The 24,715-nt window shown below is 73.8% G+C and carries 21 protein-coding genes, 1 tRNA gene and 1 pseudogene; 19 read left to right on the top strand and 4 right to left on the bottom strand.

Going from position 1 to position 24,715, the window contains the following annotated elements:
- Nucleotides 1-85 precede the first annotated feature (85 nt).
- Nucleotides 86-313 (top strand): annotated as a pseudogene (locus LG324_RS17930) (hypothetical protein); the annotation flags it as partial.
- Between the two features lie 169 nt (nt 314-482).
- On the top strand, nt 483-1,289 hold the full coding sequence (locus tag LG324_RS17925) for a hypothetical protein (protein WP_404350144.1): 807 nt from the start codon (nt 483-485) through the stop codon (nt 1,287-1,289).
- A gap of 3 nt (nt 1,290-1,292) precedes the next feature.
- Here the strand turns inward: LG324_RS17925 and LG324_RS17920 are convergent, their stop codons facing one another.
- Nucleotides 1,293-1,787, bottom strand: coding sequence for a YajQ family cyclic di-GMP-binding protein (locus LG324_RS17920; RefSeq protein WP_030526761.1), 495 nt, complete (start codon nt 1,785-1,787; stop codon nt 1,293-1,295).
- A 65-nt stretch (nt 1,788-1,852) separates the two neighbouring features.
- Between LG324_RS17920 and LG324_RS17915 the strand changes: the two genes are divergently transcribed.
- The 5 genes from LG324_RS17915 (at nt 1,853) to LG324_RS17895 (ending at nt 11,439) form a co-directional block, all read left to right on the top strand.
- Nucleotides 1,853-1,936: transfer RNA gene (locus tag LG324_RS17915), tRNA-Tyr, on the top strand.
- Nucleotides 1,937-2,034: 98 nt separating this feature from the next.
- Nucleotides 2,035-3,261 (top strand): AI-2E family transporter, encoded by a 1,227-nt coding sequence (locus tag LG324_RS17910; protein WP_404350142.1) that lies wholly within the window; start codon nt 2,035-2,037, stop codon nt 3,259-3,261.
- Nucleotides 3,262-3,461: 200 nt separating this feature from the next.
- On the top strand, nt 3,462-8,987 hold the full coding sequence (locus LG324_RS17905) for a carboxyl transferase domain-containing protein (protein WP_404350140.1): 5,526 nt from the start codon (nt 3,462-3,464) through the stop codon (nt 8,985-8,987).
- A 150-nt stretch (nt 8,988-9,137) separates the two neighbouring features.
- Nucleotides 9,138-10,580, top strand: a complete 1,443-nt coding sequence (locus tag LG324_RS17900) for a DUF222 domain-containing protein (RefSeq protein WP_404350138.1) — start codon at nt 9,138-9,140, stop codon at nt 10,578-10,580.
- Between the two features lie 61 nt (nt 10,581-10,641).
- A complete protein-coding gene (locus tag LG324_RS17895; protein ID WP_404350136.1) occupies nt 10,642-11,439 on the top strand; it encodes an alpha/beta fold hydrolase in 798 nt (265 codons plus the stop codon).
- Here LG324_RS17895 and LG324_RS17890 read toward each other — a convergent pair.
- Nucleotides 11,408-12,046: a class I SAM-dependent methyltransferase gene (locus tag LG324_RS17890; protein WP_404350133.1), complete on the bottom strand. Its 639-nt coding sequence runs from the start codon at nt 12,044-12,046 to the stop codon at nt 11,408-11,410. The two genes, LG324_RS17895 and LG324_RS17890, sit on opposite strands and share 32 nt — an antisense overlap.
- Complete coding sequence (locus tag LG324_RS17885; RefSeq protein WP_404350130.1) at nt 12,039-13,160, bottom strand: DNA glycosylase AlkZ-like family protein; 1,122 nt, start codon at nt 13,158-13,160, stop codon at nt 12,039-12,041. Before LG324_RS17885 ends, LG324_RS17890 begins: the two co-directional genes overlap by 8 nt.
- A 90-nt stretch (nt 13,161-13,250) precedes the next feature.
- Here LG324_RS17885 and LG324_RS17880 point away from each other — a divergent pair, with 90 nt between their 5' ends.
- From LG324_RS17880 to LG324_RS17835, 10 genes are all read left to right on the top strand, one after another.
- Nucleotides 13,251-13,856, top strand: a complete 606-nt coding sequence (locus LG324_RS17880) for an NTP transferase domain-containing protein (RefSeq protein ID WP_404350128.1) — start codon at nt 13,251-13,253, stop codon at nt 13,854-13,856.
- A gap of 7 nt (nt 13,857-13,863) precedes the next feature.
- Nucleotides 13,864-14,238, top strand: coding sequence for a DUF202 domain-containing protein (locus LG324_RS17875; protein WP_404350126.1), 375 nt, complete (start codon nt 13,864-13,866; stop codon nt 14,236-14,238).
- A 7-nt stretch (nt 14,239-14,245) separates the two neighbouring features.
- Nucleotides 14,246-14,593 (top strand): DUF202 domain-containing protein, encoded by a 348-nt coding sequence (locus tag LG324_RS17870; protein WP_404350124.1) that lies wholly within the window; start codon nt 14,246-14,248, stop codon nt 14,591-14,593.
- A 44-nt stretch (nt 14,594-14,637) separates the two neighbouring features.
- The gene (locus tag LG324_RS17865) at nt 14,638-15,528 is read left to right on the top strand and encodes a MoxR family ATPase (RefSeq protein WP_030526769.1); all 891 of its coding nucleotides are present in this window, start codon (nt 14,638-14,640) and stop codon (nt 15,526-15,528) included.
- A 14-nt stretch (nt 15,529-15,542) separates the two neighbouring features.
- The gene (locus LG324_RS17860; RefSeq protein WP_404350121.1) at nt 15,543-16,679 is read left to right on the top strand and encodes a VWA domain-containing protein; all 1,137 of its coding nucleotides are present in this window, start codon (nt 15,543-15,545) and stop codon (nt 16,677-16,679) included.
- Nucleotides 16,672-17,838: an XdhC family protein gene (locus LG324_RS17855; RefSeq protein WP_404350118.1), complete on the top strand. Its 1,167-nt coding sequence runs from the start codon at nt 16,672-16,674 to the stop codon at nt 17,836-17,838. The genes LG324_RS17860 and LG324_RS17855 overlap by 8 nt, the downstream gene beginning before the upstream one ends.
- Nucleotides 17,839-18,050: 212 nt before the next feature.
- The gene (locus LG324_RS17850; RefSeq protein ID WP_404350116.1) at nt 18,051-18,533 is read left to right on the top strand and encodes a (2Fe-2S)-binding protein; all 483 of its coding nucleotides are present in this window, start codon (nt 18,051-18,053) and stop codon (nt 18,531-18,533) included.
- A complete protein-coding gene (locus LG324_RS17845) occupies nt 18,533-21,013 on the top strand; it encodes a xanthine dehydrogenase family protein molybdopterin-binding subunit (RefSeq protein WP_404350113.1) in 2,481 nt (826 codons plus the stop codon). The genes LG324_RS17850 and LG324_RS17845 overlap by 1 nt, the downstream gene beginning before the upstream one ends.
- Nucleotides 21,010-21,858, top strand: a complete 849-nt coding sequence (locus LG324_RS17840; protein ID WP_030526774.1) for a xanthine dehydrogenase family protein subunit M — start codon at nt 21,010-21,012, stop codon at nt 21,856-21,858. The genes LG324_RS17845 and LG324_RS17840 overlap by 4 nt, the downstream gene beginning before the upstream one ends.
- A gap of 7 nt (nt 21,859-21,865) precedes the next feature.
- Nucleotides 21,866-22,633 (top strand): SRPBCC family protein, encoded by a 768-nt coding sequence (locus tag LG324_RS17835; RefSeq protein ID WP_404350110.1) that lies wholly within the window; start codon nt 21,866-21,868, stop codon nt 22,631-22,633.
- A gap of 24 nt (nt 22,634-22,657) precedes the next feature.
- Here LG324_RS17835 and LG324_RS17830 read toward each other — a convergent pair whose 3' ends face one another.
- Nucleotides 22,658-22,948 carry a hypothetical protein gene (locus tag LG324_RS17830; protein WP_030526776.1) on the bottom strand — a complete coding sequence of 97 codons (291 nt, stop codon included), beginning with the start codon at nt 22,946-22,948 and terminating at the stop codon, nt 22,658-22,660.
- 82 nt (nt 22,949-23,030) lie between these two features.
- Here LG324_RS17830 and LG324_RS17825 point away from each other — a divergent pair, with 82 nt between their 5' ends.
- Together LG324_RS17825 and LG324_RS17820 are read left to right on the top strand one after the other, a co-directional pair.
- On the top strand, nt 23,031-23,990 hold the full coding sequence (locus LG324_RS17825) for a GlxA family transcriptional regulator (protein WP_404350108.1): 960 nt from the start codon (nt 23,031-23,033) through the stop codon (nt 23,988-23,990).
- A 40-nt stretch (nt 23,991-24,030) separates the two neighbouring features.
- Nucleotides 24,031-24,714, top strand: coding sequence for an NADPH-dependent F420 reductase (locus LG324_RS17820; RefSeq protein ID WP_404350106.1), 684 nt, complete (start codon nt 24,031-24,033; stop codon nt 24,712-24,714).
- The last annotated feature ends 1 nt before the right edge of the window (nt 24,715 follow it).

The raw sequence follows: 24,715 nt of genomic DNA, 5'->3' as shown, positions 1-24,715 counted from the left end.
GGTCGCGACGGCCCTAGGGTGCCGTCGAGCGCGACGGCGCGCACGACGAGGACCACCTGCCGGCGCGGTCGCGGGCTGCGACAGCATGGATATCCGGGCCGTGGGGGACCTCGACGGCGACGGCGTGCCCGAGGTCGTCGTCGGGATGCCGACCCTCCACCCCCAGGGTGGCGGCGTCGACGTCCGGTTCACGCGCGGCGGCGGGCAGCAGCTGCCCGGGGCGACGTTCGGGCTGGGGACGCCGAACCCGACCGAGCAGTTCGGGGCCGCGGTGCTCGTGACCGAGCTCAACGGCGACCGGTGCGCCGACCTCGTCATCGGCGTCCCGGGCCACGGGTCGTCGGGGGCCGTGGTCATCGCCCTGGGCAGCCCGGGGGGCTACCGCGGGGCCGACGACCGAGGACACGCCGGGCGTCGCCGGGGTCGCCGAGTCCGGCGACCTCTTCGGGCAGGTGCTCGCCCCCGCCGGCGACGGGACGGTGGTGGTCGGGACCCCGCGGGAGGACATCGGCAGCGTGCGGGACGCCGGCGCCGTCTCCGTGCTCACCCTCGACGGCGACATGCGGTGGAGCGGGTCGACGTTCGCCCAGTCCACGGCCGGGGTCCCGGGCTCGCCCGAGCAGGAGGACAGCTTCGGCTGGTCGGTCACCGGCTACTCGCTGGCGTCGGGTGGGCGCACCTCGTTCACCGTCGGCGTGCCGCGCGAGGACATCGGGTCGACCCCGGACGTGGGGAGCGCGGTCTCGCTCTCGGTGACCGGAGCCACCGTGCGCAGCAGCGTCTCCCTGACCCAGGGCGGCACGTGGCGCGGCCGGGTCGTCCCCGGGGGCGACGAGGCCTACGACTACTTCGGGTGGTCCCTCGGCTGGCGCAAGCAGGCCCGGGACACCCAGGCCCTCGTCGTCGGCGCCCCCGGCGAGGGCATCGGCACCCGGTCCGCGGCCGGGGCCGTCACGACCTTCGACGACGGGGCCGAGCAGAACGGCGTGATGAGCGCCCTCAACGAGGCCTCCTACCCCTTCTCCGGCGGCCACGTCGAGGGCGGCGACCGGTTCGGCGGCAGCGTCGCGTCGGGCACCTACCTGCGCCCCGGAGACCCGGTCGAGGAGCGCGCCTCGCGCCTGCTCGTGGGCGAGCGGGGCGAGGACGTCGGCTCGGCGACGGACGCCGGCGCCGTCGGGTTCAGCGACGAGCAGGGGCCCGGGCGGTACGTGACCCGCAGCAGCGGCCCGACCTCCCGACTCTGGTACGGCGAGGTGCTGGGCGTGCCGACGTACGTCGCCCCCTGAGGGTCAGCGGCGGTTGGTGTAGCTGAGCGCGACGTCGAGGTCGGCCTCGGTGAGGAGGCGCTGGACGGCCTGGAGGTCGTCGCGGGACTTGCTCGTGACCCGGACCTCGTCGCCCTGGATCTGCGTCTTGACGCTCTTGGGGCCCTCGTCGCGGATCAGCTTGGTGATCTTCTTCGCGTTCTCGGAGGTGAGCCCCTCCTTGAGCGCGACGTCGAGCTTGTACTCCTTGCCCGACAGGCGCGGGCCGGCCTCGGGGACGTCGAGGTGCTTGAGCGAGACGCCGCGCTTGACGAGCCACGTCTCGACGACGTCGAGCACCGCCTTGCACCGGTCCTCGCTGTTGGCCTCCATCTTGATGACGTCGCCGGAGAGCTCGACGCTCGCGCCGACCCCCTTGAAGTCGTACCGGTTGGCGATCTCCTTGGCCGCGGTGTTGACGGCGTTGGCGACCTCCTGGCGGTCGAACTTGCTGACGATGTCGAAGCTGCTGTCGGCCATCGAGGGGCCCTCCTGGGGTCGATTGGGTCGGCTGGGTGCGGCTTGCTATCCTTCCATGCGCACCAGGCAGGTTGCCCGAGCGGCCAATGGGAGCGGACTGTAAATCCGTCGCGAAAGCTTCGAAGGTTCGAATCCTTCACCTGCCACCAGTGCTCACGAGGCCCGGTCCCGGCACCTGCCGGGGCCGGGCTCCGTCGTTCCCGCCGGGTCCCGGCGGGCGGTGCGGGTCGGCCCTAGGCTGCGGCGCATGAGCGAGACGACGCCCACCGGCGTGGCGGGCACCGACCCCGTCATCCTCGACCCGGCCCACCGCACCGACCGCCGGCGGACCGTGGCCGTCGTCGGCGTCCTGATCGGCGTCGCGGTCCTCGGGTTCGTCCTGTGGCGCGGCAGCTCGATGGTCTTCTACGTCGTCATGAGCTGGTTCGTCGCGCTCGCGATGGAGCCGGCCGTCGCGCGCCTCACCCGCTGGATGCCGCGCGCGGCCGCGACGGCCACGGTGATGCTCACCGCGCTGCTGGCCATCGGGGCCTTCCTCTGGCTCTTCGGCAGCCTCCTCGTCGACCAGCTGACCGCGCTCGTCTCGGCCGTGCCGGGCATCGCCTCCGACGTGCTCGAGCAGGTCAACCGCGCCACCGGCTCGCAGTACACCTACGACGACCTCCTCGAGCAGGCCGGCATCTCCCCGTCGGACCTCAGCGGGTACGCCCAGAGCGTCGCGTTCGGCGTCTTCGGCTTCCTCACCGCGCTGCTCGGCGCCTTCTTCGGCATCTTCGTCGTCGCGTTCCTCGTCTTCTACATCTCGGCCGGGATGCCCCGCCTGCGCCGGTGGCTCGCCGGCCGGATGAACCCCCGCGTCCAGGTGCCGTTCCTCACCGCCTGGGACCTCGCGAAGGTCAAGGTCGGCAACTACATCGCCGCCCGCGTCGTCCTCGCCTCGCTCAACGCCGTCGCGAGCGGCGTCGCCTTCTTCCTCCTCGACCTGCCGTACTGGCTGCCGCTGGCCCTGTGGACCGGCCTCGTCGCGCAGTTCATCCCGAACATCGGCACGTACGTCTCCATCGCGCTGCCGGTGGTCGTCGGGCTCACCTCGCCCGACCCGTGGCTCGGCGTGTGGGTGCTCGTGTGGGGCATCGCCTACCAGCAGGTCGAGAACCTGACGATCGAGCCGCGCATCTCCGCCCGGGCGGTCGACGTCCACCCGGCCGTGTCGTTCGGGGCGGCGCTGCTCGGGGCGCAGCTGTTCGGGCTCTCGGGCGCGCTCATGGGTGTCCCGCTCGCCGCGATCGCGATGGCCATGCTCGAGATCTACCAGCGCCGCTACGAGATCACCCCCGAGACCGAGGAGCGCGTCGCCGCGCTCGTCGCCCCGCGCGTCGACCCCGAGGAGGACGAGCCCGAGCTGCCCGCCCTCGAGGAGGCCCGCCGGGCCGCCGAGGACGCCGACGCGCCGGAGCGCCCGTCCCCCCGCTGACCACCCGCGAGTCACTCGCGTATCGGGTGACCCGATACACCTGCGCTTCCCCCGACAACGGTTCCCGGGTGAAGCGCGCCCGTATCGGGTGACCCGATACGCGTGGGACCACCGGCGGGTCGGGGCGGGCTGAGAGACCGACATCGGTGCTCGCCGTCCATTACTCGCGAGTCACCGCGCTCGGATGGCAGGCTCGGCGCATGTTCTCGCGGATCGCCGTCGTCAACCGTGGAGAGTCCGCGATGCGGCTCGTGCACGCCGTCCGCGACCTCAACGCCGAGCGCGCTCCGGGGGAGCCCCGCACCGAGGTCGTCGCGCTGCACACCGAGGCCGAGCGTACGGCGATGTTCGTCCGCGAGAGCGACGTCGCGTACGACCTCGGGCCGGCGTCGAGCCGCCCCTACCTCGACCACGCGAAGCTCGCGACGGCGCTGCGCGAGACCGGCGCCGACGCCGTCTGGGTCGGCTGGGGCTTCGTCGCCGAGGACCCCGCCTTCGCCGAGCTCTGCCGCGAGCTGGGCGTCACCTTCATCGGGCCGAGCCCGGAGGCCATGCGCCGCCTGGGCGACAAGATCGGCTCCAAGCTCATCGCCGAGGAGGTCGGCGTCCCCGTCGCGCCGTGGAGCCGTGGCGGGGTCGACACCCTCGAGGAGGCCGTCGAGGCCGCCGGGCGCATCGGCTACCCGCTGATGCTCAAGGCGACCGCCGGCGGTGGTGGTCGCGGCATCCGCAAGGTCGCCTCCGACGCCGAGCTCGAGGACGCCTACCAGCGCACCCGCGACGAGGCCGAGCGCGCGTTCGGGTCGGGCGTCGTCTTCCTCGAGAAGCTCGTCACCGGGGCACGGCACGTCGAGGTGCAGGTCATCGCCGACGGGCAGGGCACCGCGTGGGCCATCGGCGTGCGCGACTGCTCGGTGCAGCGGCGCAACCAGAAGGTCATCGAGGAGTCGGCGTCGCCGCTGCTCGACGCCGACCAGGTCGCCGAGCTCAAGGCCTCGGCCGAGCGGCTCGCGGTGGCCGTCGACTACGCCGGCGCCGGCACGGTCGAGTTCCTCTACCACCCGGGCGAGCGCTTCTTCGCGTTCCTCGAGGTCAACACCCGTCTCCAGGTCGAGCACCCGATCACCGAGGTCGTCACGCGCACCGACCTCGTCCGCCTCCAGATCCACGTCGCCGAGGGAGGGCGGCTCGAGGGCGAGCGACCCGACGAGCTCGGCCACGCCGTCGAGGCCCGCCTCAACGCCGAGGACCCCGACCGCGACTTCGCTCCGGCCCCCGGGCGCATCGTCCACCTCGAGCTGCCGGCCGGCCCCGGCATCCGCGTCGACACCGGTGTGGCCGAGGGCGACTCGATCCCCGCCGACTTCGACTCGATGATCGCCAAGATCATCGCCTACGGCCAGGACCGCGAGCAGGCGCTGGCCCGCCTGCGCCGGGCGATGCGCGAGACGACGGTCGTCATCGAGGGCGGCGCGACGAACAAGTCGTTCATTCTCGACCTGCTCGCCCAGCCCGAGGTCGTCGACGGCACCGCCGACACCGGATGGATCGACCGCGTGCGCGGCGAGGGGCGCCTCGTCACGACCGAGCACTCCGGGGTCGCGCTCGTCGCCGCGGGCATCGAGGCCTACCTCGACGCCGAGGCGATCGAGCGGGCCCGCCTGCTGGAGACGGCCCGCGGCGGCCGGCCGCAGGTGCAGCACGACGTCGGCCGAGCCGTCGACCTCAAGCTGCGCGGCACCTCGTACAAGGTCACCGTCCTGCGCACCGGGCCCTCGCGCTTCCGGGTCACCGTCGCCGACGCGGCGGGCGAGCACACGGTCGACGCCGAGCTCGAGGGCCTCGGCGACTACGCCAGCCGCCTGCGCGTCGGCGACCGCCTGCACCGCCTCGTCACCGCGGCCCACGGCCCGGTCCAGCTCGTCGAGGTCGACGGTGTGACGCACCGCGTCAGCCGCGACGAGGGCGGCGTGCTGCGTTCGCCCGCACCGGCGCTCGTCGTCGCCACCCCGGTCGCGGTGGGTGACGAGGTCGCGGCCGGCGCGCCCGTCCTCGTCCTCGAGTCGATGAAGATGGAGACCGTCCTGCCGGCGCCGTTCGCGGCCCGCGTCAAGGACCTCATGGTTGCCACGGGCAGCCAGGTCGAGACCGGTGCCCCGATGGTCCGCCTCGAGCCGACGGGCGACGCCGAGGAGGCCGTCGCCGACGCCGGCGCGGTCGTCGACCTCGACCTCCCCGAGGTCACGACCGACGGGGACGCCCGCCGCCGGGCCGACCGCGGGCGCGCCGACCTCTCGGCGATGCTCCTCGGCTACGACCTCGACGCCGCCCACCAGGGTGCCGCGCTCGAGGGCTACCTCACCGCGCGCGACGAGCTCGCCGCCGGGGGGCAGGGCGTGGTCCGCGACGAGATCGACCTCCTGACCGTCTTCGCCGACCTCGCCGAGCTCGCGCGCAACCGGCCCGTCGGGCAGGAGGCGCACGTCGAGAACCGGGTCCACAGCCCGCGCGAGCACTTCCGCACGTTCCTCCAGACCCTCGACGCCGAGCGCGGCGGCCTTCCGGCCGACTTCGTCTCCCGCCTCGAGCGCGTGCTGCGCCACCACGAGGTCGAGGGCCTGGACCGCACGCCGCAGCTCGAGGGCGCCGTCTTCCGGATCTTCCTCTCGCAGCAGCGCTCCGCCCCCGAGGTGGCGATGGCGACCTCCATTCTCCAGCGCTGGCTCGGCGAGCCGCGGCCCGAGGGCGACGCCGGCCAGGCCGCCCACGACCTCCTCGACCGCCTCGTCGTCGCGACCCAGCTGCGCTTCCCGGTCGTCGGCGATCTCGCGCGCAGCGTCCGCTTCCGCTGGTTCGACCAGCCCCTCGTCGACGAGGACCGTCGCAGCGTGCTCGGCTCCGTCGGGGCCGAGCTCGAGGAGATCGACGCGATGGCCCCCGGGCCGGAGCGCACCGCGCGCGTCGACGCGCTGGCCGACATCCCCGAGCGCATCGTCCGCTTCCTCGGCGAGCGGCTGCGGGCGGGTGTGCCCGAGCGCGAGCCGATGCTCGAGGTCCTCGTCAAGCGCCACTACCGCGAGCACGCCCTCAGCGGGCTGAGCGAGCGGGCCGAGGAGGGACGGTCGGTCGCGGTCGCGGACTACCGCCTCGACGGCACCGGCACCCACCTCGTGAGCACCGTCGGCACGGTCGACGAGCTGACGGCCGGCTCGTCCCTCGCCACGCTGCTCGAGCGGCTCGTCGCGGAGCGCGAGGACGGCCAGGACGCGGTCGTCGACCTCTACGTCCACTGGCCCGCGCTCCCGACGGACCCCGAGGCGGCGTCGGCCGAGCTCGCGGAGCGCCTCGGCGGGATGGCCTTCGCGCACGCGTGCCGCCGCGTGGCGGTCGGTGTCGTGCCGGACGACGAGCGCGAGGTCGGCTACTTCACCTTCCGGGCACAGCCCGACGGCAGCCTCGTCGAGGACGACCCCGTGCGCGGCGTGCACCCGATGGTCGGCCGCCGGCTCAACGTCTGGCGCCTGCGCGACTTCGCGCTGACCCGCCTCGACGCGCCGGAGGACGTCCTCCTCCTGCACGCGGTCGCCAAGGAGAACCCGCAGGACCAGCGGCTCGTCGCGCTGGCCCAGGTCCGTCAGCTCGTCGTCGTGCGCGACGAGGCGGGCAGGGTCACCGCGCTGCCGCACGTCGAGCGTGCGCTGGCCAACTGCCTCGAGGCCGTCCGCCGTGCCCGCGCCACGCTGGGCGGCGGGGCCCGGCTCGACATGAACCACGTCTGGCTGCACATCTGGCCGCCGGTCGAGGGCGACCTCGACCAGCTGACCGCCCTCCAGGGCAAGGTCGCCCCGATGACCGCCGGCGCGGGCATCGAGGAGGTGCGCATCGAGGGCTCCATCGGGGCCGAGCGCGACCACTCGGTGCCGATCTGCGCCCGGTTCACCTACCAGCCGGGCTCGGGGGTCGCGTTCACCGTCGAGCAGCCGCCGACCGAGCGGCTGCGCCCGCTGGACTCCTACGCCGAGAAGGTGGTCCGCGCGCGCCGTCGCGGCCTGGTCTACCCGTACGAGCTCGTGTCGATGATCGCCGGCGGCGGGGGAGAGGCCGTCGAGTACGACCTCGACGAGTCCGGTGCGCTCGTGCCGGTCGACCGCCCGTACGGGCAGAACACGGCCGGGATGATCTGCGGCGTCGTCACGACGCCGACCCCGCTGCACCCCGAAGGTGTCACCCGCGTCCTGCTCTGCGGCGACCCTCTGCGCGCCCTCGGCGCGGTCGCCGAGCCGGAGTGCCGGCGGGTCATCGCCGCGCTCGACCTCGCGGAGGAGCGCGGGCTGCCCGTGGAGTGGTTCGCCCTCTCGGCCGGCGCGCGCATCTCGATGGACTCGGGCACCGAGAACATGGACTGGGTCGCCAAGGCGCTCAAGCGGATCATCGAGTTCACGCAGGCCGGCGGCGAGGTCAACGTCGTCGTCGCGGGCATCAACGTCGGGGCGCAGCCGTACTGGAACGCCGAGGCGACGATGCTCATGCACACCAAGGGCATCCTCGTCATGACGCCGGACTCGGCCATGGTGCTCACCGGCAAGCAGTCGCTCGACTTCTCCGGTGGCGTCAGCGCCGAGGACAACTTCGGCATCGGCGGCTACGACCGCGTCATGGGCCCCAACGGGCAGGCGCAGTACTGGGCCAAGGACCTCGTCGACGCCTACGGAGTCCTTCTCGCGCACTACGACTCGACGTGGACCGCTCCCAGCGAGTCCGGCCCGCGGCGGGCACCGACGACCGACCCGGTCGACCGCGACGTCACGGTCTTCCCGCACGTCATGGAGGGCAGCGAGTTCACGAGCGTCGGCGACATCTTCTCGTCGGCGATGAACCCGGACCGCAAGAAGGCGTTCGACATCCGCACCGTGATGCGGGCCGTGGCCGACCAGGACCACGACACGCTCGAGCGCTGGGCCGGCATGGCCGACGCAGAGACCGCCGTGGTGTTCGACGCGCGTATCGGTGGGATCCCGGTGGCGCTGTTGGGGATCGAGTCGCGGACGGTCGCCCGTCGCGGCTTCCCTCCCACCGACGGCCCCGACACCTACACGGCGGGGACGCTGTTCCCGCGCTCGTCGAAGAAGGCGGCCCGGGCCATCAACGCCGCCTCGGGCAACCGCCCGCTCGTCGTGCTGGCCAACCTGTCGGGCTTCGACGGGTCGCCGGAGTCGATGCGCGGGTTGCAGCTCGAGTACGGCGCCGAGATCGGCCGCGCCATCGTCAACTTCGAGGGCCCGATCGTCTTCGTCGTCGTGTCCCGTTACCACGGAGGCGCGTTCGTCGTGTTCTCCAAGGCGCTCAACCCGCGGATGACGGTGCTCGCCATCGAGGGGTCGTTCGCGTCGGTCCTCGGCGGTGCGCCGGCCGCGGCCGTCGTGTTCGCCCGGGACGTGGACGCGCGGACCGCCGCGGACCCGCGGGTCACGGACCTCGAGGCGCGGGTGCGCGAGGCGTCCGCCAGGGAGCGCCCGCTGCTGGCCAGCGAGCTGGCGACCGTCCGGCAGTCGGTCCGCTCGGAGATGCTCGGCAAGGTCGCATCCGAGTTCGACCGCGTCCACGACATCCACCGCGCCGTCCGGGTCGGGTCGGTCGACACCGTCATCGCGGCGCGCGACCTGCGCCCGAGCATCATCGCCGCGCTCGAGGCGGAGCTCGCGCCGGGCGAGGTCCCTACCGTCTGAGGTCGTCGAGGAGCCCCGTCGTCACCAGGGCGACGGGGCTCTTCCATGCTGTCGGGGAGAGGGCGAGGAGGTCTGTGGCACAGCTCGATTCGTCATCCACAGGACTGACCAAGACCTTGCCTCTCGAACTCACGTTCGATAGACTGAGGCATGGACACCGAGACCCTCTCCCGCCGCATTGCGGGGCTGCGCGAGGAGTGCGCGCGGCTGGGTCGTGAGCTGGTCGAGGGTGGTCACGTCCTGTCGTCGGAGGAGGCGTTCGCGCTGGCGGGGGCGGCGCAGGGGGTGGCGAACGCTGCGGACGCGGTGGTCTCCGTGGCTGGCGCGTGGGGTGCGCGGGTGGAGACGACGGTGCGGTCCGGGTCGTGGGAGCGGGTGCATCCGGTGGGGTTCGTCGACGCGATGGCGCCGACGCGGATGTCGCTTGCGACGGGGCTGACCGAGGGGGTGGCGGGCCGGAAGGCGGCGTTGGGTGCGGCGCTGGGTGAGCGGTTCCCGCGGGTGCGCGAGCTGCTCCTCGTGGGCGAGGTGGCCGTGGTGAACGTGCACAAGGTGGTCGACGCGTGCGCCGGGCTGGACGTGGCGGCCTGCCTGCGGGTCGATGCCGATCTCGCGCCGCGGCTGGCGGGGATGGACCCGGCGCGGGTCGCGGGTGAGGCGCGGCGGGTCGCGACGCGGGTGGCGGCCGACCAGGTCGCGGCGCACGTGGCGCGGACGCGCAAGGGGCGCCGGGTGGAGGTGTGCCCGGGTGAGGACGGCCTGACGGACTGGTTCGCGTCCGTGCCGACGGCGACCTCGAGCGCGATGTGGGCGGCGGTGGAGGAGCTGGCCGGTGACTACCGGCAGAGTGACGAGGCGCTGTCGGTGCCGGAGTCGCGGGCGGACGCGCTGGCCGATCTCGTCCTGCGCAACGTGCGCGTCTCGGCGCAGGTCACCCTCGGGGTGCCGGTCGTGACCGACCGTCCCGCACCGGAGCAGGTGCCGGGGACGAGGTTCCGGGTGGAGTGGGACGACGACGAGACGGTCATCGACGCGGTGACCGGACTGGAGACGCGCTACGGGGACCTGGACGCTGCCAGCCGGGAAGCGCTGTCGTGGTTGGAGGAGCCGGCCGAGCTCGACGGCGACCTCGCCTACACGCAAGCGGTCGTGTCGCCGGGGTATGCGGTGTCGGGGACGCAGCTGCCGGGTCTGGGTTGGGTCGACCCCGCCACCCTGGCCAACCTGCTGAAGCTGCTGCCGTTCGAGGTGGCCCGCGCCGTGCTGGAGGCCGAGACCGGGACCCTGGCCTCCCTGACCGCGGCCGCGTACAAGCCCTCGAAGGCGATCGCCGAGTTCGTCAAGACGCGGGACGGGACGTGCCGGATGTGGGGCTGTGCCCGCCCGGCCGTGCACTGCGACCTCGACCACGTCCGGCCCTGGCCCACCGGTCAGACCACGCCGACCGGGTTGGAGGACCTCTGCCGGCGCCACCACCGCTTCAAGCAGCAAGGCCGGTGGCGACCCCGCCTCGACCCTGACGGCACCGTCACCTGGCACGGACCGGACGGCGCCACCCGCACCACCGAACCCGCCCACCGCCTCTTCTCCTGAGGCTCGCGGCTGCCCGGGTCGCCCGGCTCGGCGCCCGAGGGTGCATGCGAGGATCCGGCAGATGCACCAGGTGATGTCCGTCGGCGATGTCGAGCTGTCGGTCCACGACACCGGAGGCGGCGGCTCTGCCGTCGTCCTCCTCCACGGGCTGGCCGGTCACGCTGAGGAGTGGGCGGGTACTCGTCGCGCTTTCGAACCCAGTCACCGGGTGGTGGCGTTCGACCAGAGGGGGCACGGCGGCAGCTCGCGGCGGCCTGCGGACGTCTCTCGAGCGGCACACGTCCGCGATGTCGTCGGCGTCGCCGACCGGCTCGGAATCAGCCGAGTGACCTTGGTGGGACAGTCGATGGGGGGTCACACGGCCCTGCTCGTTGCCGCCCAGCACCCCGCGCTCGTCGAGCGGCTGGTCCTGGTCGAGTCCGGCGTCGGCGGTGGTGGTGGAGCGCAGCTCACGGCTGACGTGGCAGCCATGCTCGACTGCTGGCCGGTCCCGTTCACGGACCACCCCGCGGCCGTTCGATGGTTCGGTGGAGGCCCGGTGGGTCACGCGTGGGCCGACGGTCTCGAGGCCAGGCCGGGCGGTCTGTGGCCACGCTTCGACGTGGACGTGCTCGTTCGCGGCCTGAGCGCGGTCCACGAGCATCAGGCGTGGGCGGAGTGGGACCGTGTCCACCAACCGACGCTGCTCGTGTCCGGGACGAACGGGCTGATCCCCAGCGCCGAGATCGACCAGATGCTGCACATCCACCCGGCGGCTCGGCACGTCCGCATCCGCGGGGCAGGGCATGACGTGCACCTGGAGGCCGAGGACAGCTGGATCCGTGTCCTCAGGACCTTCGTCGAAGAACCCGCCTCCTGAACAGGCGGGCCACGACCCACTGGTAGTGGCCGCCGTCGGGGTAGCGGCCCCACGTCTCCACCCCGACGACCTCGGCCACGCGCCGGACCTCGGCGAGCAGGCCGTTCACCGTGCGTCGGCGGAAGTACCGGCCGTGCGGGTCGGTCCACTCGCCGTCGACGTCGTGGCCCCAGACACCCAACGCGAGCAGGCCACCCGGACGGACGACGCGCGCGACCTCGTCGAGCGCCACCCGCAGGCCGTCGCCGGGAAGGTGCATGAGGGTGCTGGCCGACCACACCGCGTCCACCGACCCGTCCGTGAGCGGCAGGTGCGTCGCGGACCCGACGACGACCCGGTGGCCGGCGGCCCGGACCACCGAAGCAGGTCCGGCCGACAGGTCGAGGCCGACGTACGAGAGTCCGGCGCCCGCCAGGGCCGCGGCGTCCCGCCCTGCGCCGCAACCGACCTCGAGCACCGACCTGGCTTCCGCAGCGCGCAGCCGCCCGACGAAGTCGTCGCGCACCCGGAGACAGTCGGGATCCAGGCGCCAGCCCGGCGCCCGGGCCGGTGCCTCGGCGTCGTAGAACGCACGGTGGCACCGCTCGACGTCGTGCACGTCAGGCACCGGCCGCCACCCCGTCATCGGGCAGCTGCAGGTCGACGTCGAGCAGGGCTGCGAACGAACGGAGCTCGCGCTCGACACCGGCGCGCATCGCCCCGGACGGCTCGACGTCCCAGTGGACGGCCGCGACCCGCAACACGGCCGCCGCCGCGTCCCGGTGCGAGTCGACCTTGCCGACGAGCCGGTCCCCGTGGAGCACCGGCAGCGCGAAGTAGCCCCACCGGCGCGACGCCGCCGGCTTGTACATCTCGAGCTGGTAGTCGAACTCGAACAGCTCGGTCATCCGCTTGCGGTCCATCACGAGCCGGTCCAGCGGTGACAGCAGGGCCGTGCGCCCGACGAACCCGCCCTCCAGGTACGCCGGGTCAACCCGCCAGCGACCGCGCACGCCCTCGACGACCGCCTCGACCCCGTGCTCCCCGACGTGGTTCGGCTCGCCCGGGGGGAAGGTGGCCCGGGCACGGGCGATGCCCAGTGCCGCGAGCCGGCGTCGGTCCCGCTCCTGCTCGGCCTCGGCGTAGGGGACGGCGGGGTCGTCCGGGTGGACGCGGGAGGCGAGGTCCCAGGTGCGCTCCCGGTTCTCCCGGGACGCCACCGCCACCTCGCCGCGCTGTTCCATCATGTCGAGCATCCGCTGGACGTTCTTGCTGTTCGTCCACCCCGACGAGCGCCACGGCACGAGGCAGGTGTCGGGGATCTCGCGTGCTGGCAGCGGCCCCTCGGCGCGCAGGAGCGTCAGGATGTCGTCGCGGCAGGCGCGGTTCGCCTCGACCCACGCCTCGAGCTCACGCCGCCACGGGCTGAGCGGCTCGACCCCGGGCCAAGCGTCCATCTCGGCCCGAAACAGGGCGGTGTCCTCGGCCGGGCGCAGGTAGCCGAGGAGCTCCACGACCTGACCCGACCCGAGGAGGTCGTCGAGGACCCCGGGGGAGTAGGCGGACCCGAGCCGGCTCCACAGCACGAGGTCGGCGTTGGGGGCGACGTGCGCGGTGAGGTCCATCTGCACGAGCCCGAGGTGGCGCACCACCGACAGCGCGTCCGCGGGCCGGTCCCGCGTCAGCAGCTGCGCGCGCACCGCGATGCGCCGGGCGTCGCGTCGGCTGAGCTCCAGCACCATGCCGACGAACCTAACCGGCCATCCGGACGGTCGCCGTCCGGATGCCGCTGCCGGCGCCCGGGCCAGGCCGTCGGTGGCAGGCTGGGGCGCGTGACGACCGTCGGGCTCCTCCTCGCCGCGGGTGCGGGACGCCGGATGGGCGGCCCCAAGGCGCTGGTCCGGCCGACGGCGGACGGGCCGACCCTGCTCGAGGTCACGCTCGACCGGCTGGTGGGCGCGGGGCTCGAGCGGGTCGTCGTCGTCCTCGGGGCCGCCGCCGACGAGGCCCGCGCGACGGCCGACGTCCCCGGCGTCGCCGTCGTCGTCGCCGAGGACTGGGACGAGGGGATGGGGGCCTCGCTGCGCGCCGGCCTGCGCCACCTCGGGGCGACCGCCGCACCGGAGGTCCACGCCGCCCTCGTGACCCTCGTCGACCTGCCCGACGTCGGCACCCGCGTGTACCGGCGGGTGCTGTCCGCGACCCGCGGCACCGGCCCGAAGGTCCTCCTGCGTGCGACCTACGACGGCACGGCCGGCCACCCCGTCGTCCTCGGGCGCGCCCACTGGGCCGCCGTGGCCGACACCGCCCGCGGCGACCGCGGAGCCCGCGACCACCTCGCCACGCACCCGCCGACCCCGGTCGAGTGCGGCGACCTCGCGAGCGGCGCCGATGCCGACACCCCCGAGGCCCTGCGTCGGCACCCCCACGCGCCATGATGGCCGGGTGAGCGACAGGAGACGGTGGCCGGCGAGCGTCTACGACCACGGCGCCGACCCCGACCCCCGCTTCTCGCTCGCCAACGAGCGCACCTTCCTCGCCTGGGCCCGCACGGCCCTCGCCCTGCTCGCCGGCGCCGCGGCCCTCGACGCCCTCGACCTCCCCCTCCAGGACACCGTGCAGGCGCTGCTCGCCGCCCTCCTCGCACTCGCGGGCTTGGTCACCGCCGCGGCCGCGTGGCGCACGTGGGCCCGCACCGAGCGCGCGATGCGCGAGGGGACACCACTGCCCTCCAACCCGACGATGGTCGTCGTCGTGGCGACGATCGTCGTCGCCGGCGTCGTCCTCGCGGGGGCGAGCGTACTGCGCGGGGTCGGGTGAGCGCCGGGTGACCGAGCAGGTCGTCCGCGACCCGGGGATGCAGCAGGAGCGCACGACGCTCGCGTGGCGACGCACCGGGCTCGCGCTGCTCGTCGGCGCGCTGACCGTCGGCCGCCTGACCCTCGACCGGCTCGGGGGAGCAGTCGTCCTGCCGACGGTGCTCGTCGCCGCGCTCGCCGCGTACGTCGTCCTCTCGACCGTGCGGCAGCGCCGGCTCGGGGTCGCGGGGCCGGCCGACCCCCGCCTCTCGGTGCTGCGCGACGGGCGCCTCGTCGCGGCCGTCGCGGTGGTCGTCGTCGTGCTCGCGGTCGGCGAGCTGGCCGCCGCCGTCGCCGCACTCGTCGACCTCGTGTGAGCGTCATCCTTCCACAGGGGCCGGTCGTGGGTGATGCTGTGGCCATGGACCCCAGGACGACGTTCGCCTCGGCCGACGACCTCGCGAGCGCGCTGGGAGGGGTCGGCTACCTCGCCGACGACGCGCTCTCGACGGTCACCTGGCTCTCGCTCCGGCTCGGGCGCCCCCTGCTCATGGAGGGCGAGCCCGGCACCGGCAAGACCGCTCTCGCGGAGGCGCTCGCGGAGACGATGGACCTGCCGCTCATCCGGCTGCAGTGCTACGAGGGCATCGACGCGAGCCAGGCCCTCTACGACTGGGACTTCCCCCGCCAGATCCTCCACGTCCGCGCGCTGGAGGCCGTCGAGGGCGGGGCCAAGGACGTCCGTGAGCTCGAGGCCGACCTCTTCGACGAGCGCTTCCTCCTCGCCCGTCCGGTCCTCCAGGCCCTGCGCGACGCCCCGGCCGTCCTCCTCGTCGACGAGGTCGACCGGGCCGACGACGAGTTCGAGGCCTTCCTCCTCGAGGTGCTCTCGACGTGGCAGGTCACCATCCCCGAGCTCGGCCCGGTCCGTGCGGCGACGCCCCCGGTGGTCGTCCTCACCTCCAACCGCACCCGCGAGCTCCACGACGCGCTCAAGCGCCGCTGCCTCTACCACTGGCTCGAGCACCCCGGCATCGAGCGCGAGCTCGCGATCGTCCGCAGCCGCGCCCCCGAGGTGCCCGAAGCCCTGGCGGCGCAGGTGGTCCGGGCGGTGCACGCCATCCGCGGCGACCGCGAGATGCTCAAGCCTCCGGGCGTCGCCGAGACCCTCGACTGGGCGCGCGCCCTCTACGAGCTCGGCACCCGCACCCTCGACACCGAGACCGCCGCCGCGACCCTCGGCGTCGCCGTCAAGTACCGCGAGGACGCCGAGCGGGTCAAGCGCGCCCTCGACGTCATGCTCACCCCCTGACCCGCGCCACGCCGATGACCATCGCCCAGCACCGCCTCGACGCCGCCGAGCTCGTCCGCACCCCGGAGGAGGTCCTCGTCGGGTTCGCCCGCACGCTGCGCGCCGCCGGGGTCAACGTCACCGCCGACCGCGAGCGCACCTACCTCGAGGCGGTCGCGGCCGTCGGGCTCGAGGACCCGGCGGCCGTCTACCACGCCGGCCGCGCGACCCTCTGCGCGTCACCGGCCGACCTCGAGCGCCACGACCTCGTCTTCGCCGAGTGGTTCGGCGGCACCAGGGCCGGCACGAAGCCCCGCGACCCCCTGAGCCGGCTCGTCCCTCGCGCGTCCCTCGGCGCCGAAGAGCCGGGGCCCGGCGAGGGCCGCGACGAGCCGGACGACGTCCACGCCCAGGCCTCCGCCACCGAGGTCCTGCGCCGCAAGGACGTCACGACCCTCAGCCGCCGCGAGCGCGAGGAGCTCGCGCGGCTCTTCGGTCGCCTCCGCCCCCGTGCACCGCGCCGCCGGGCGCACCGCTGGGAGGAGTCCCCCCGCGGCGCCGTCGACGCCCGCCGCACGCTGCGCGCCATGCTCCGGCGGATGGGGGAGCCCGGAGAGGTCGCGTGGCGCCGGCGCGGAAGCCGGTCCCGCCGTGTCGTCCTCCTCCTCGACGTCTCCGGGTCGATGAGCGCCTACGCCGACTCGCTCGTCCGGCTCTGCCACACCTACTGCGTGTCGGACGTTCCGACCGAGGTCTTCACCCTCGGCACGCGCCTCACGCACGTCACCCGTCCGCTGCAGCAGCGCGACCCGGACCGCGCCATCGTCGCGGCGGGGGAGGCGATCCCCGACTGGTCCGGCGGCACCCGTCTGGCCGAGGGGCTCAAGGTCTTCCTCGACCGCTGGGGCCGCCGGGGGATGGCCCGCGGCGCGGTCGTCGTCGTGTTCAGCGACGGCTGGGAGCGCGACGCCCCGGAGGCGCTCGGCGAGCAGGTGCGGCGGCTGCACGCGGTCGCCCACCGGGTCGTGTGGGTCAACCCGCACCGGGGGAGGGCGGGCTACGAACCGGTCCAGGGGGGCATCATGGCGGTGCTGCCGCACGTCGACGACTTCGTCGCCGGGCACTCGATGGCGGCGTTCGAGGAGCTGACGGAGGTGGTCGCGCGTGCGTGACGTGCTGGACGAGCTGATGACCTGGTGGCGGGCCGGCGAGACCGTCGGGGTGGGGACCGTCGTCGCGACGTTCCGCTCGGCCCCGCGGCCGGCGGGCGCCTCGATGCTGCTCGGCCCGGGCGGCGAGGCCGTCGGGTCGGTGTCGGGCGGCTGCGTCGAGGGCGCGGTGTACGAGCTCTCGCAGGAGGTCGTCGACGGCGGGACGCCGGTGCTGCAGCGCTACGGCGTCTCCGACGACGACGCCTTCGCCGTCGGCCTGACCTGCGGCGGGATCCTCGACGTCTTCGTCGAGCCCGTCTCGCAGGCGACCTTCCCCGAGCTCGGGGACGTCGCCGACGACGTCGCCGCCGGGCGCCCGGTCGCGGTCGCCACGGTCATCGACCACCCCGACCCCGCGTGGCTGGGCCGCCGGCTCGTCGTGCGCCCCGAGGACGCCGACGTGCCGGTCGTCGGCGAGATCGGCTCCCCGCCGGCCGACTCCGCCGTCGCCGACGACGCCCGCGGCCTGCTCGCCTCCGGCCGCACCGAGACCCTCACCTACGGCCCGGACGGCGAGCGCCGGGGCGAGGGGATGCGGGTCTTCGTCAACGCCTTCGCCCCGCGCCCGCGGATGCTCGTCTTCGGCGCCATCGACTTCGCGGCGGCGGTCGCCCACGTCGGCAGCTTCCTGGGCTACCGCGTGACGGTGTGCGACGCCCGGCCGGTGTTCGCAACCCGCTCCCGCTTCCCGGCGGCCGACGAGGTCGTCGTCGAGTGGCCGCACAAGTACCTCGCGGCCGAGCAGGAGGCCGGGGCGGTCGACGGTCGCACGGTCGTCTGCGTGCTGACCCACGACCCCAAGTTCGACGTGCCGGTCCTCGAGCGGGCGCTGCGCCTGCCCGAGGTCGCGTACGTCGGCGCGATGGGCAGCCGGCGCACCCACGAGGACCGGCTCGAGCGGCTGCGCGAGGCGGGCGTCACCGACGACGAGCTCGCCCGGCTCTCCAGCCCGATCGGGCTCGACCTCGGTGCTCGCACACCGGAGGAGACGGCGGTGTCCATCGCCGCCGAGATCGTCGCCCTGCAGTGGGGCGGAGGTGGCAAGCGGCTCCAGGACGTCGGCGGTCCCATCCACCACCACGGCGAGGACGCCGAGACCGCCGCACCTGCGCCCGTCTGAGGCGGATCCGACCGCATCCGCGGCGTCCATGCGGTGGCGTCGCGACCCGGTTGTGGCGCAACGCGATTCGGCGTGCCCCGACGGCCGTTTCCTGTGCGGAAAGCCGCAGCGACCTGTCCGGTCGGCGGGTTCGTCCATACCCCTTGCCGACCGACGATGGGTGAAGCAAGATCACGGACACGACCACGGATCCACTCGCGAAGGAGTCAATGATGACTCGGATCAACGTCACCGTCGACGGCGTCTCCAACGCCGACGACGTCGAACCCCGGATGCTGCTCGTCCACTACCTCCGTGAGGTCGTGGGCAAGGTCGGCACCGTCGTCGGGTGTGACACCAGCAACTGCGGTGCGTGCACCGTCCACCTGGACGGGCGCAGCGTCAAGTCCTGCAACGTCCTCGCCGTCCAGGCCGACGGCCACGAGGTGACGACCATCGAGGGGCTCGCCACGAACGGCGAGCTGCACCCGATGCAGACCGCGTTCCACGAGAACCACGCCCTCCAGTGCGGCTACTGCACACCGGGGATGATCATGCAGGCCGTCGACCTGCTCCGCGAGAACCCGGAACCCACCGAGGAGGAGATCCGGGTCGGCCTCGAGGGCAACCTCTGCCGCTGCACCGGCTACCACAACATCGTCAAGGCCGTGGCCGCCGCCGCCGGCTCGATGAGCAGCGAGAGGAGCAACGCCTGATGACCGCCGTCGACGACCGCCCCACGACCGAGGTCGGCAAGGACCGCCGCCGCAAGGAGGACCAGCGCCTCATCACCGGTCGCACCCGCTGGACCGACAACATCCAGCTGCCCGGGATGCTGCACCTCGCGATGGTCCGCAGCCCCTTCGCCCACGCGAAGATCCTCTCGATCGGCACCGACGAGGCCAAGGCCGCCCCCGGCGTCCACGCCGTCTTCACCGGCGCCGACCTCGCCGACAGCCAGGGCGTCAACATCAACGCCTGGCCGATCACCCCGGACCAGGTCACCCCGACCCACCTCCCCGTCCCGAGCGAGCGCGTCGCGCACACCGGCGAGATCGTCGCCGTCGTCGTGGCCCGCACGGCCGCCCAGGCCCGCGACGCCGCCGAGCTCGTCGACGTCGACTACGAGGAGCTGCCCGCCGTCCTCGACCTCAAGGAGGCGATGAAGGACGAGGTCCTCGCGCACCCCGACGCCGGGACGAACAAGTCGGCCTTCTGGCAGCTGGACTCCAAGGCGGCCGGCACCGGCGGCGACGTGGAGGAGGCCATCGCCAAGGCCCGCCAGGACGGCATCGTCATCGAGCGCGAGTACCGCCAGCAGCGGCTCGTGCCGGCCTTCATGGAGCCGCGCTCCACGGTCGTCGACCCCACGGGCGAGCAGGTCGTCATCTGGTCCGCGACGCAGGTGCCGCACATCCTGCGCTTCGCGATCGCCGCGACGATGGGCATCCCCGAGTCCAAGGTCCGCGTCATCGCCCCCGACGTGGGCGGCGGCTTCGGCGGCAAGCTGCAGACGACGCCGGAGGAGTTCGCGACGATCGCCATCGCGCGCAAGCTCGGCAAGCCCTGCAAGTACACCGAGACCCGCAGCGAGACGATGGTCTCGGCCCACCACGGCCGCGACCAGTGGCAGAAGATGACCCTCGCCGCCGAGAAGGACGGCACGGTCACCGCGCTCAAGGTCGACCTCCTCGCCGACCTCGGCGCCTACGTCGCGATCGTCGGCGGCGGCGTCCCGGTCCTCGGCGCGTGGATGTTCAACAGCATCTACAAGTTCCCGGCCTACCAGTTCAACTGCCAGACGGTGCTGACCAACAAGACGTGGGTCGACGCCTACCGCGGCGCCGGGCGGCCCGAGGCCACCTACGCCATCGAGCGGATCATGGACGAGCTCGCCGCGGAGGTCGGGGTCGACCCGATCGCCATCCGCGAGAAGAACTGGATCACGCACGACGAGTTCCCGTTCACCACCGTCGCGGGCATGACCTACGACTCGGGCAACTACGAGGCCGCGACGGCCAAGGCGCTCGAGCTCTTCGGGTACGACGAGCTGCGGGCGGAGCAAAAGCGCCGGCGCGAGTCCGGCGACACCGTCCAGCTCGGCCTCGGCGTCTCGACCTTCACCGAGATGTGCGGCCTGGCCCCCTCCCGCGTCCTCGGCTCGCTGAGCTACGGCGCCGGCGGCTGGGAGAGCGCGAGCATCCGGATGCTCGCCACCGGCACCGTCGAGGTCGTCTCGGGCGCCACCCCGCACGGCCAGGGCCACGAGACGGCGTGGAGCCAGATCGTCGCCGACCGCCTCGGCATCCCGTTCGAGAACGTCGAGGTCCTCCACGGCGACACCCAGATCGCACCGAAGGGCCTGGACACCTACGGGTCCCGCTCGCTCGTCGTCGGCGGCGAGGCGCTCGTCCGGGCGGCCGACAAGGTCATCGAGAAGGCCAAGCCCATCGCGGCCCACCTCCTCGAGGCCAGCGTCGACGACCTGGAGTTCGAGGCCGGGCAGTTCACGGTCAAGGGCACCGACAAGGGCATCGGCATCACGGACATCGCGCTCGCGACCTTCGCGGCGCACAACCTGCCCGACGGTGTGGAGCCGAGCATCGACGCCGACGCCACGTTCGACCCGGTCGACTTCTCCTTCCCGCACGGCACCCACCTGTGCGCGATGGAGGTCGACACCGAGACCGGGCAGAGCACGATGCGCAAGTACGTCTGCGTCGACGACATCGGGACGATCATCAACCCGCTCATCGTCGAGGGGCAGATCCACGGTGGCCTCGTCCAGGGCATCGCGCAGGCGCTCTGGGAGGGCGCGGAGTACGACGAGCAGGGCACGCTCGTGTCCGGGTCGTTCGTCGACTACACCCTCCCGACCGCGGCCGACACGATCAACTACGTCAGCGAGCACACGGTCTCGCCGTCGACGACGAACACGCTCGGCACGAAGGGCGTCGGCGAGGCGGGCACCATCGCCTCGACCCCGGCGGTCGTCAACGCCATCGTCGACGCGCTGCGGCCGATGGGCATCGACGACATCCAGATGCCCTGCACGCCCGAGCGGGTGTGGAAGGCCATCCGGACCGCCGGCGCCCAGCAGGACAAGGCCCCGACGGCCGACGCCCAGGCCCACTTCGGTGAGGGCGCACCCAACCAGGACCCGGCAGCCGGCACGACGGACGGAGCAGCGCAGTGATCCCCGCATCCTTCGACTACCTCGCCCCGACGAGCGTCGACGAGGCCCTCGCGGCGCTCGCCGAGCACGGCGACGACGCCAAGGTCCTCGCCGGCGGCCAGTCACTCCTGCCCATCCTGCGGATGCGGCTCAACGCCCCCGAGACGGTCGTCGACCTCGGCCGGATCGAGGCGCTGCGCGGCATCCGGGACGGCGGCGACCACATCGCCATCGGCTCGATGACGGCGTACAGCGACATCGTGGCGAGCGACCTCGTGCGCGAGCACGCGGCCCTGCTCGTCAAGGCCGTCGAGACCGTCGCCGACCCGCAGATCCGCCACCGCGGCACCGTCGGCGGCGCGATCGTCCACGCCGACCCCGCCGGCGACGTCGGGGCGCCGATCCTCGCGCTCGACGCGACGATGGTCATCGCGGGGTCCGGCGGCGAGCGCACCGTGCCCGCGACGGAGTTCTTCCGCGACCTCTTCGAGACGGCGGTCGAGGACGGCGAGCTGCTCACCGAGATCCGCATCCCGAAACACACCGGCTGGGGCGCCGCGTACGAGAAGTTCGTGCGCGTCGCCCACCAGTGGTCGATCGTCGCGGTCGCCGCGACGGTGCGCGTGGAGGGCGGCAGCATCGCCGAGGCGAAGGTCGGCCTGACGAACATGGGCAACACGCCGCTGCGCGCCAGTGCGGTCGAGCAGGCGCTCGTCGGCTCGTCCGCCGACGCCCTGGCCGACGCCTGCGGCGCCGCCGCCGAGGGCACCAACCCGCCGAGCGACCTCAACGGCGACGCCGACTACCGGCGCCACCTCGCCACGGTCCTCACCCGACGGGCCGTCCAGAAGGCCATGGAGGGCTGATCACCACATGGAGCTGACGCACGACTTCACCGTCCCCGCCGACGTCGACACGACGTGGGCCACGTTCATGGACCTCGAGCGGGTCGGCAGCTGCTTCCCGGGTGCCACCGTCACCGAGGTCTCGGAGGAGGGGTTCGCGGGGACGGTGAAGGTCAAGCTGGGCCCGATCGCCCTCCAGTACGCGGGCACCGGCCACTTCGTCGAGAAGGACGACGCGGCCAAGCACGCGGTCATCGAGGCCAAGGGCAAGGACAAGCGCGGCAACGGCACGGCCGGCGCCACGGTCCGCATCCAGCTGGCCCCGGACGGCACCGGCACCCGGGTCGAGGTCGTCACCGACCTCGCCGTCACGGGCAAGCCGGCACAGTTCGGGCGCGGCGTCATGCAGGACGTCTCGGACAAGCTGCTCGGCCAGTTCGTCGGCTGCATCGAGGGCGTGCTCGGCGAGGCGTCCGCCGCCGACGACGCACCGGACGCGACGGCACCTGACGCGACGGCCCAGGCCGCCGACGCGTCGACCGCCGGCGCGGCGGCCTCGGCCGAGGCGCCGCCCACGACGGACGAGCCGGTCGCGGTGCCGACCGCGGGGGTCCCCGCGGCCGCGAGCCCCGCGCCCACGCCCGCTCCGCGCCCGGCGCCCCGGCCGGCGGCGAACGACGACGACGCGATCGACCTGGGGGCCACCGTGCTGCCGGTCCTCGTCAAGTCCTACGCGCCCTACGTCGTCGTCGGGGTCATCGGTCTCGTCATCGGGTGGCTCATCGGCAACCGCTGAGGCCCCGGCCGGCGGGCGTCGCGGTCAGCGCGCCGGCCTGACGCACGCCGGCTGCGGGCCGACGCGGCGCGCGCGGCTCGGGCTCGTCCGCCGGGCCGGGGTGTCGACGGTCGGGTGCGCGGCGCGCAGGTCGGCCGCGAGGCGCCGGGCGTCCGCGTCGTCGACGTCGTGCGCCCGCAGCCACCGGTCGGCGCGGCCGCCCGCGTCGAGCGACGCGCGGCGGTGGGTCCGCTCGAGGAGGTAGACGACCGGGGCGACGAGCGCGCCGGTGACGGCGAGGGTGGTGGCGGTGTCGAGGATCTCCGTGATGGTCATGGCACGATCTTGTGCCTGATGCAGATCACGCCACCAGTGGCAGACCTGTCGCTGCTCGTCAACTTCCTGCCATACTTGGGGGGTGCCCCTCCGCTCCGTCGCCGTGATCCTCCAGGAGCCCGTGCAGCTCTTCGAGTACGCCGTGCTCGCCGAGGTCTTCGGCATCGACCGCACCGACGACGGGTGCCCGCCCGTCGACTACCGGGTCTGCGCCGAGCGGCCCGGGGCCCTCGACGCGGGCAACGGCACGAGCGTCACCGCGGCCCACGGCCTCGAGGCGGCGCTCGACGCCGACCTCGTCGCGGTCCCCGCCTCCTCGAGCGCCGACCAGCCCTCGCCCGAGGTGGTCCGTGTCGTGCGCGCGGCGGCCGAGCGGGGGGCGTGGGTGCTGTCCGTGTGCTCCGGGGCCTTCACGCTCGGGGCCGCCGGGCTCCTCGACGGCCGCCGTTGCGCCACCCACTGGCGCCACGCCGCCGACCTCGCCGCCCGCTTCCCCCGGGCGAGCGTCGACCCCGACGTCCTCTATGTGCACGACGGCAACGTCGTGACGAGCGCCGGGACGGCGGCGGGCATCGACGCCGCGCTCTACCTGGTGCGGCTCGAGCTCGGGGCCGCCGTCGCGGGCCGGATCGCCCGGCGGATGGTCGTCCCGCCGCACCGGGACGGTGGCCAGCGCCAGTTCGTCGAGCGACCCGTGCCCACGACCGAGGCCGAGTCGCTCGGGCCGGTGCTCACGCACGTCCTGGACCGGCTCGACGAGCAGCACGCCGTCGCCGACCTCGCGCGCCTCGCGGCGATGTCGGAGCGGACCTTCGCCCGTCGGTTCGTCGCCGAGACGGGCACGACGCCGCACCAGTGGATCACCGAGCAGCGCGTGCTCCGGGCGCGCGAGCTGCTCGAGGAGACCGACCTGTCGGTCGAGGACGTCGCCCGGGACGCCGGCTTCGGCACCGCCGCGCTCCTGCGGCACCACTTCACGAAGTGCACCGGTGTCTCGCCCACCGCCTTCCGCAGCCAGTACCGCTGCCCCGAGGGTGCCTGAGGGTCGGAATGGGCCCGCGCCCGCCGTCGCTCTCCTCGCCATGAGCACCATCGGACTCGTCGGAGCAGGACACATCGGGAGCACCCTCGCTCGGCTGGCGGTCGCCGCCGGCCACGACGTCGTGATGAGCAACTCGCGCGGCCCCGAGACGCTGCGCGACCTCGTCGAGGAGCTCGGCCCGCAGGCCTGCGCCGCGACCCCGCAGGAGGCCGCGAAGGCCGCCGACCTCGCCGTCGTCACCGTGCCCCTGGTCGCCCTGCGCGACCTCCCGGCCGCGGAGCTCGCCGGCAAGGTCGTCATGGACACGATCAACTACTACCCGGAGCGCGACGGGCACGTCGCCGCGCTCGACGACGAGAGCACGACGACGAGCGAGCTCGTCCAGGAGCACCTCGCGGACAGCCGGGTCGTCAAGGTCTTCAACAACATCACCTCCGGCGCCCTCGGCACGCTCGCCCGCCCGGCAGGAGCGCCCGACCGCTCGGCGCTCGCCGTCGCGGGCGACGACGCGGACGCCAAGGCCGCCGTCACCGCCTTCCTCGACTCCATCGGCTACGACGCGCTCGACCTCGGGCCGCTCGCCGAGGGCTGGCGCACCCAGCGCGACACCGCCGCCTACGGGCTGCCGCACGCCGACGGCGACGACTGGTCCCACCCGGTGCCCGCCGACGCCGCGCGCCTGCGCGAGCGGGTCGCCGCCGCCCGCCGCTACCGCGACATGTGAG

The organism is Phycicoccus jejuensis (genome assembly GCF_044797865.1).
GTDB lineage: Bacteria > Actinomycetota > Actinomycetes > Actinomycetales > Dermatophilaceae > Phycicoccus > Phycicoccus jejuensis.
The sequence above is the reverse complement of the archived record's forward strand: the minus strand, read 5'-3'. Positions and strand labels throughout refer to the sequence as shown.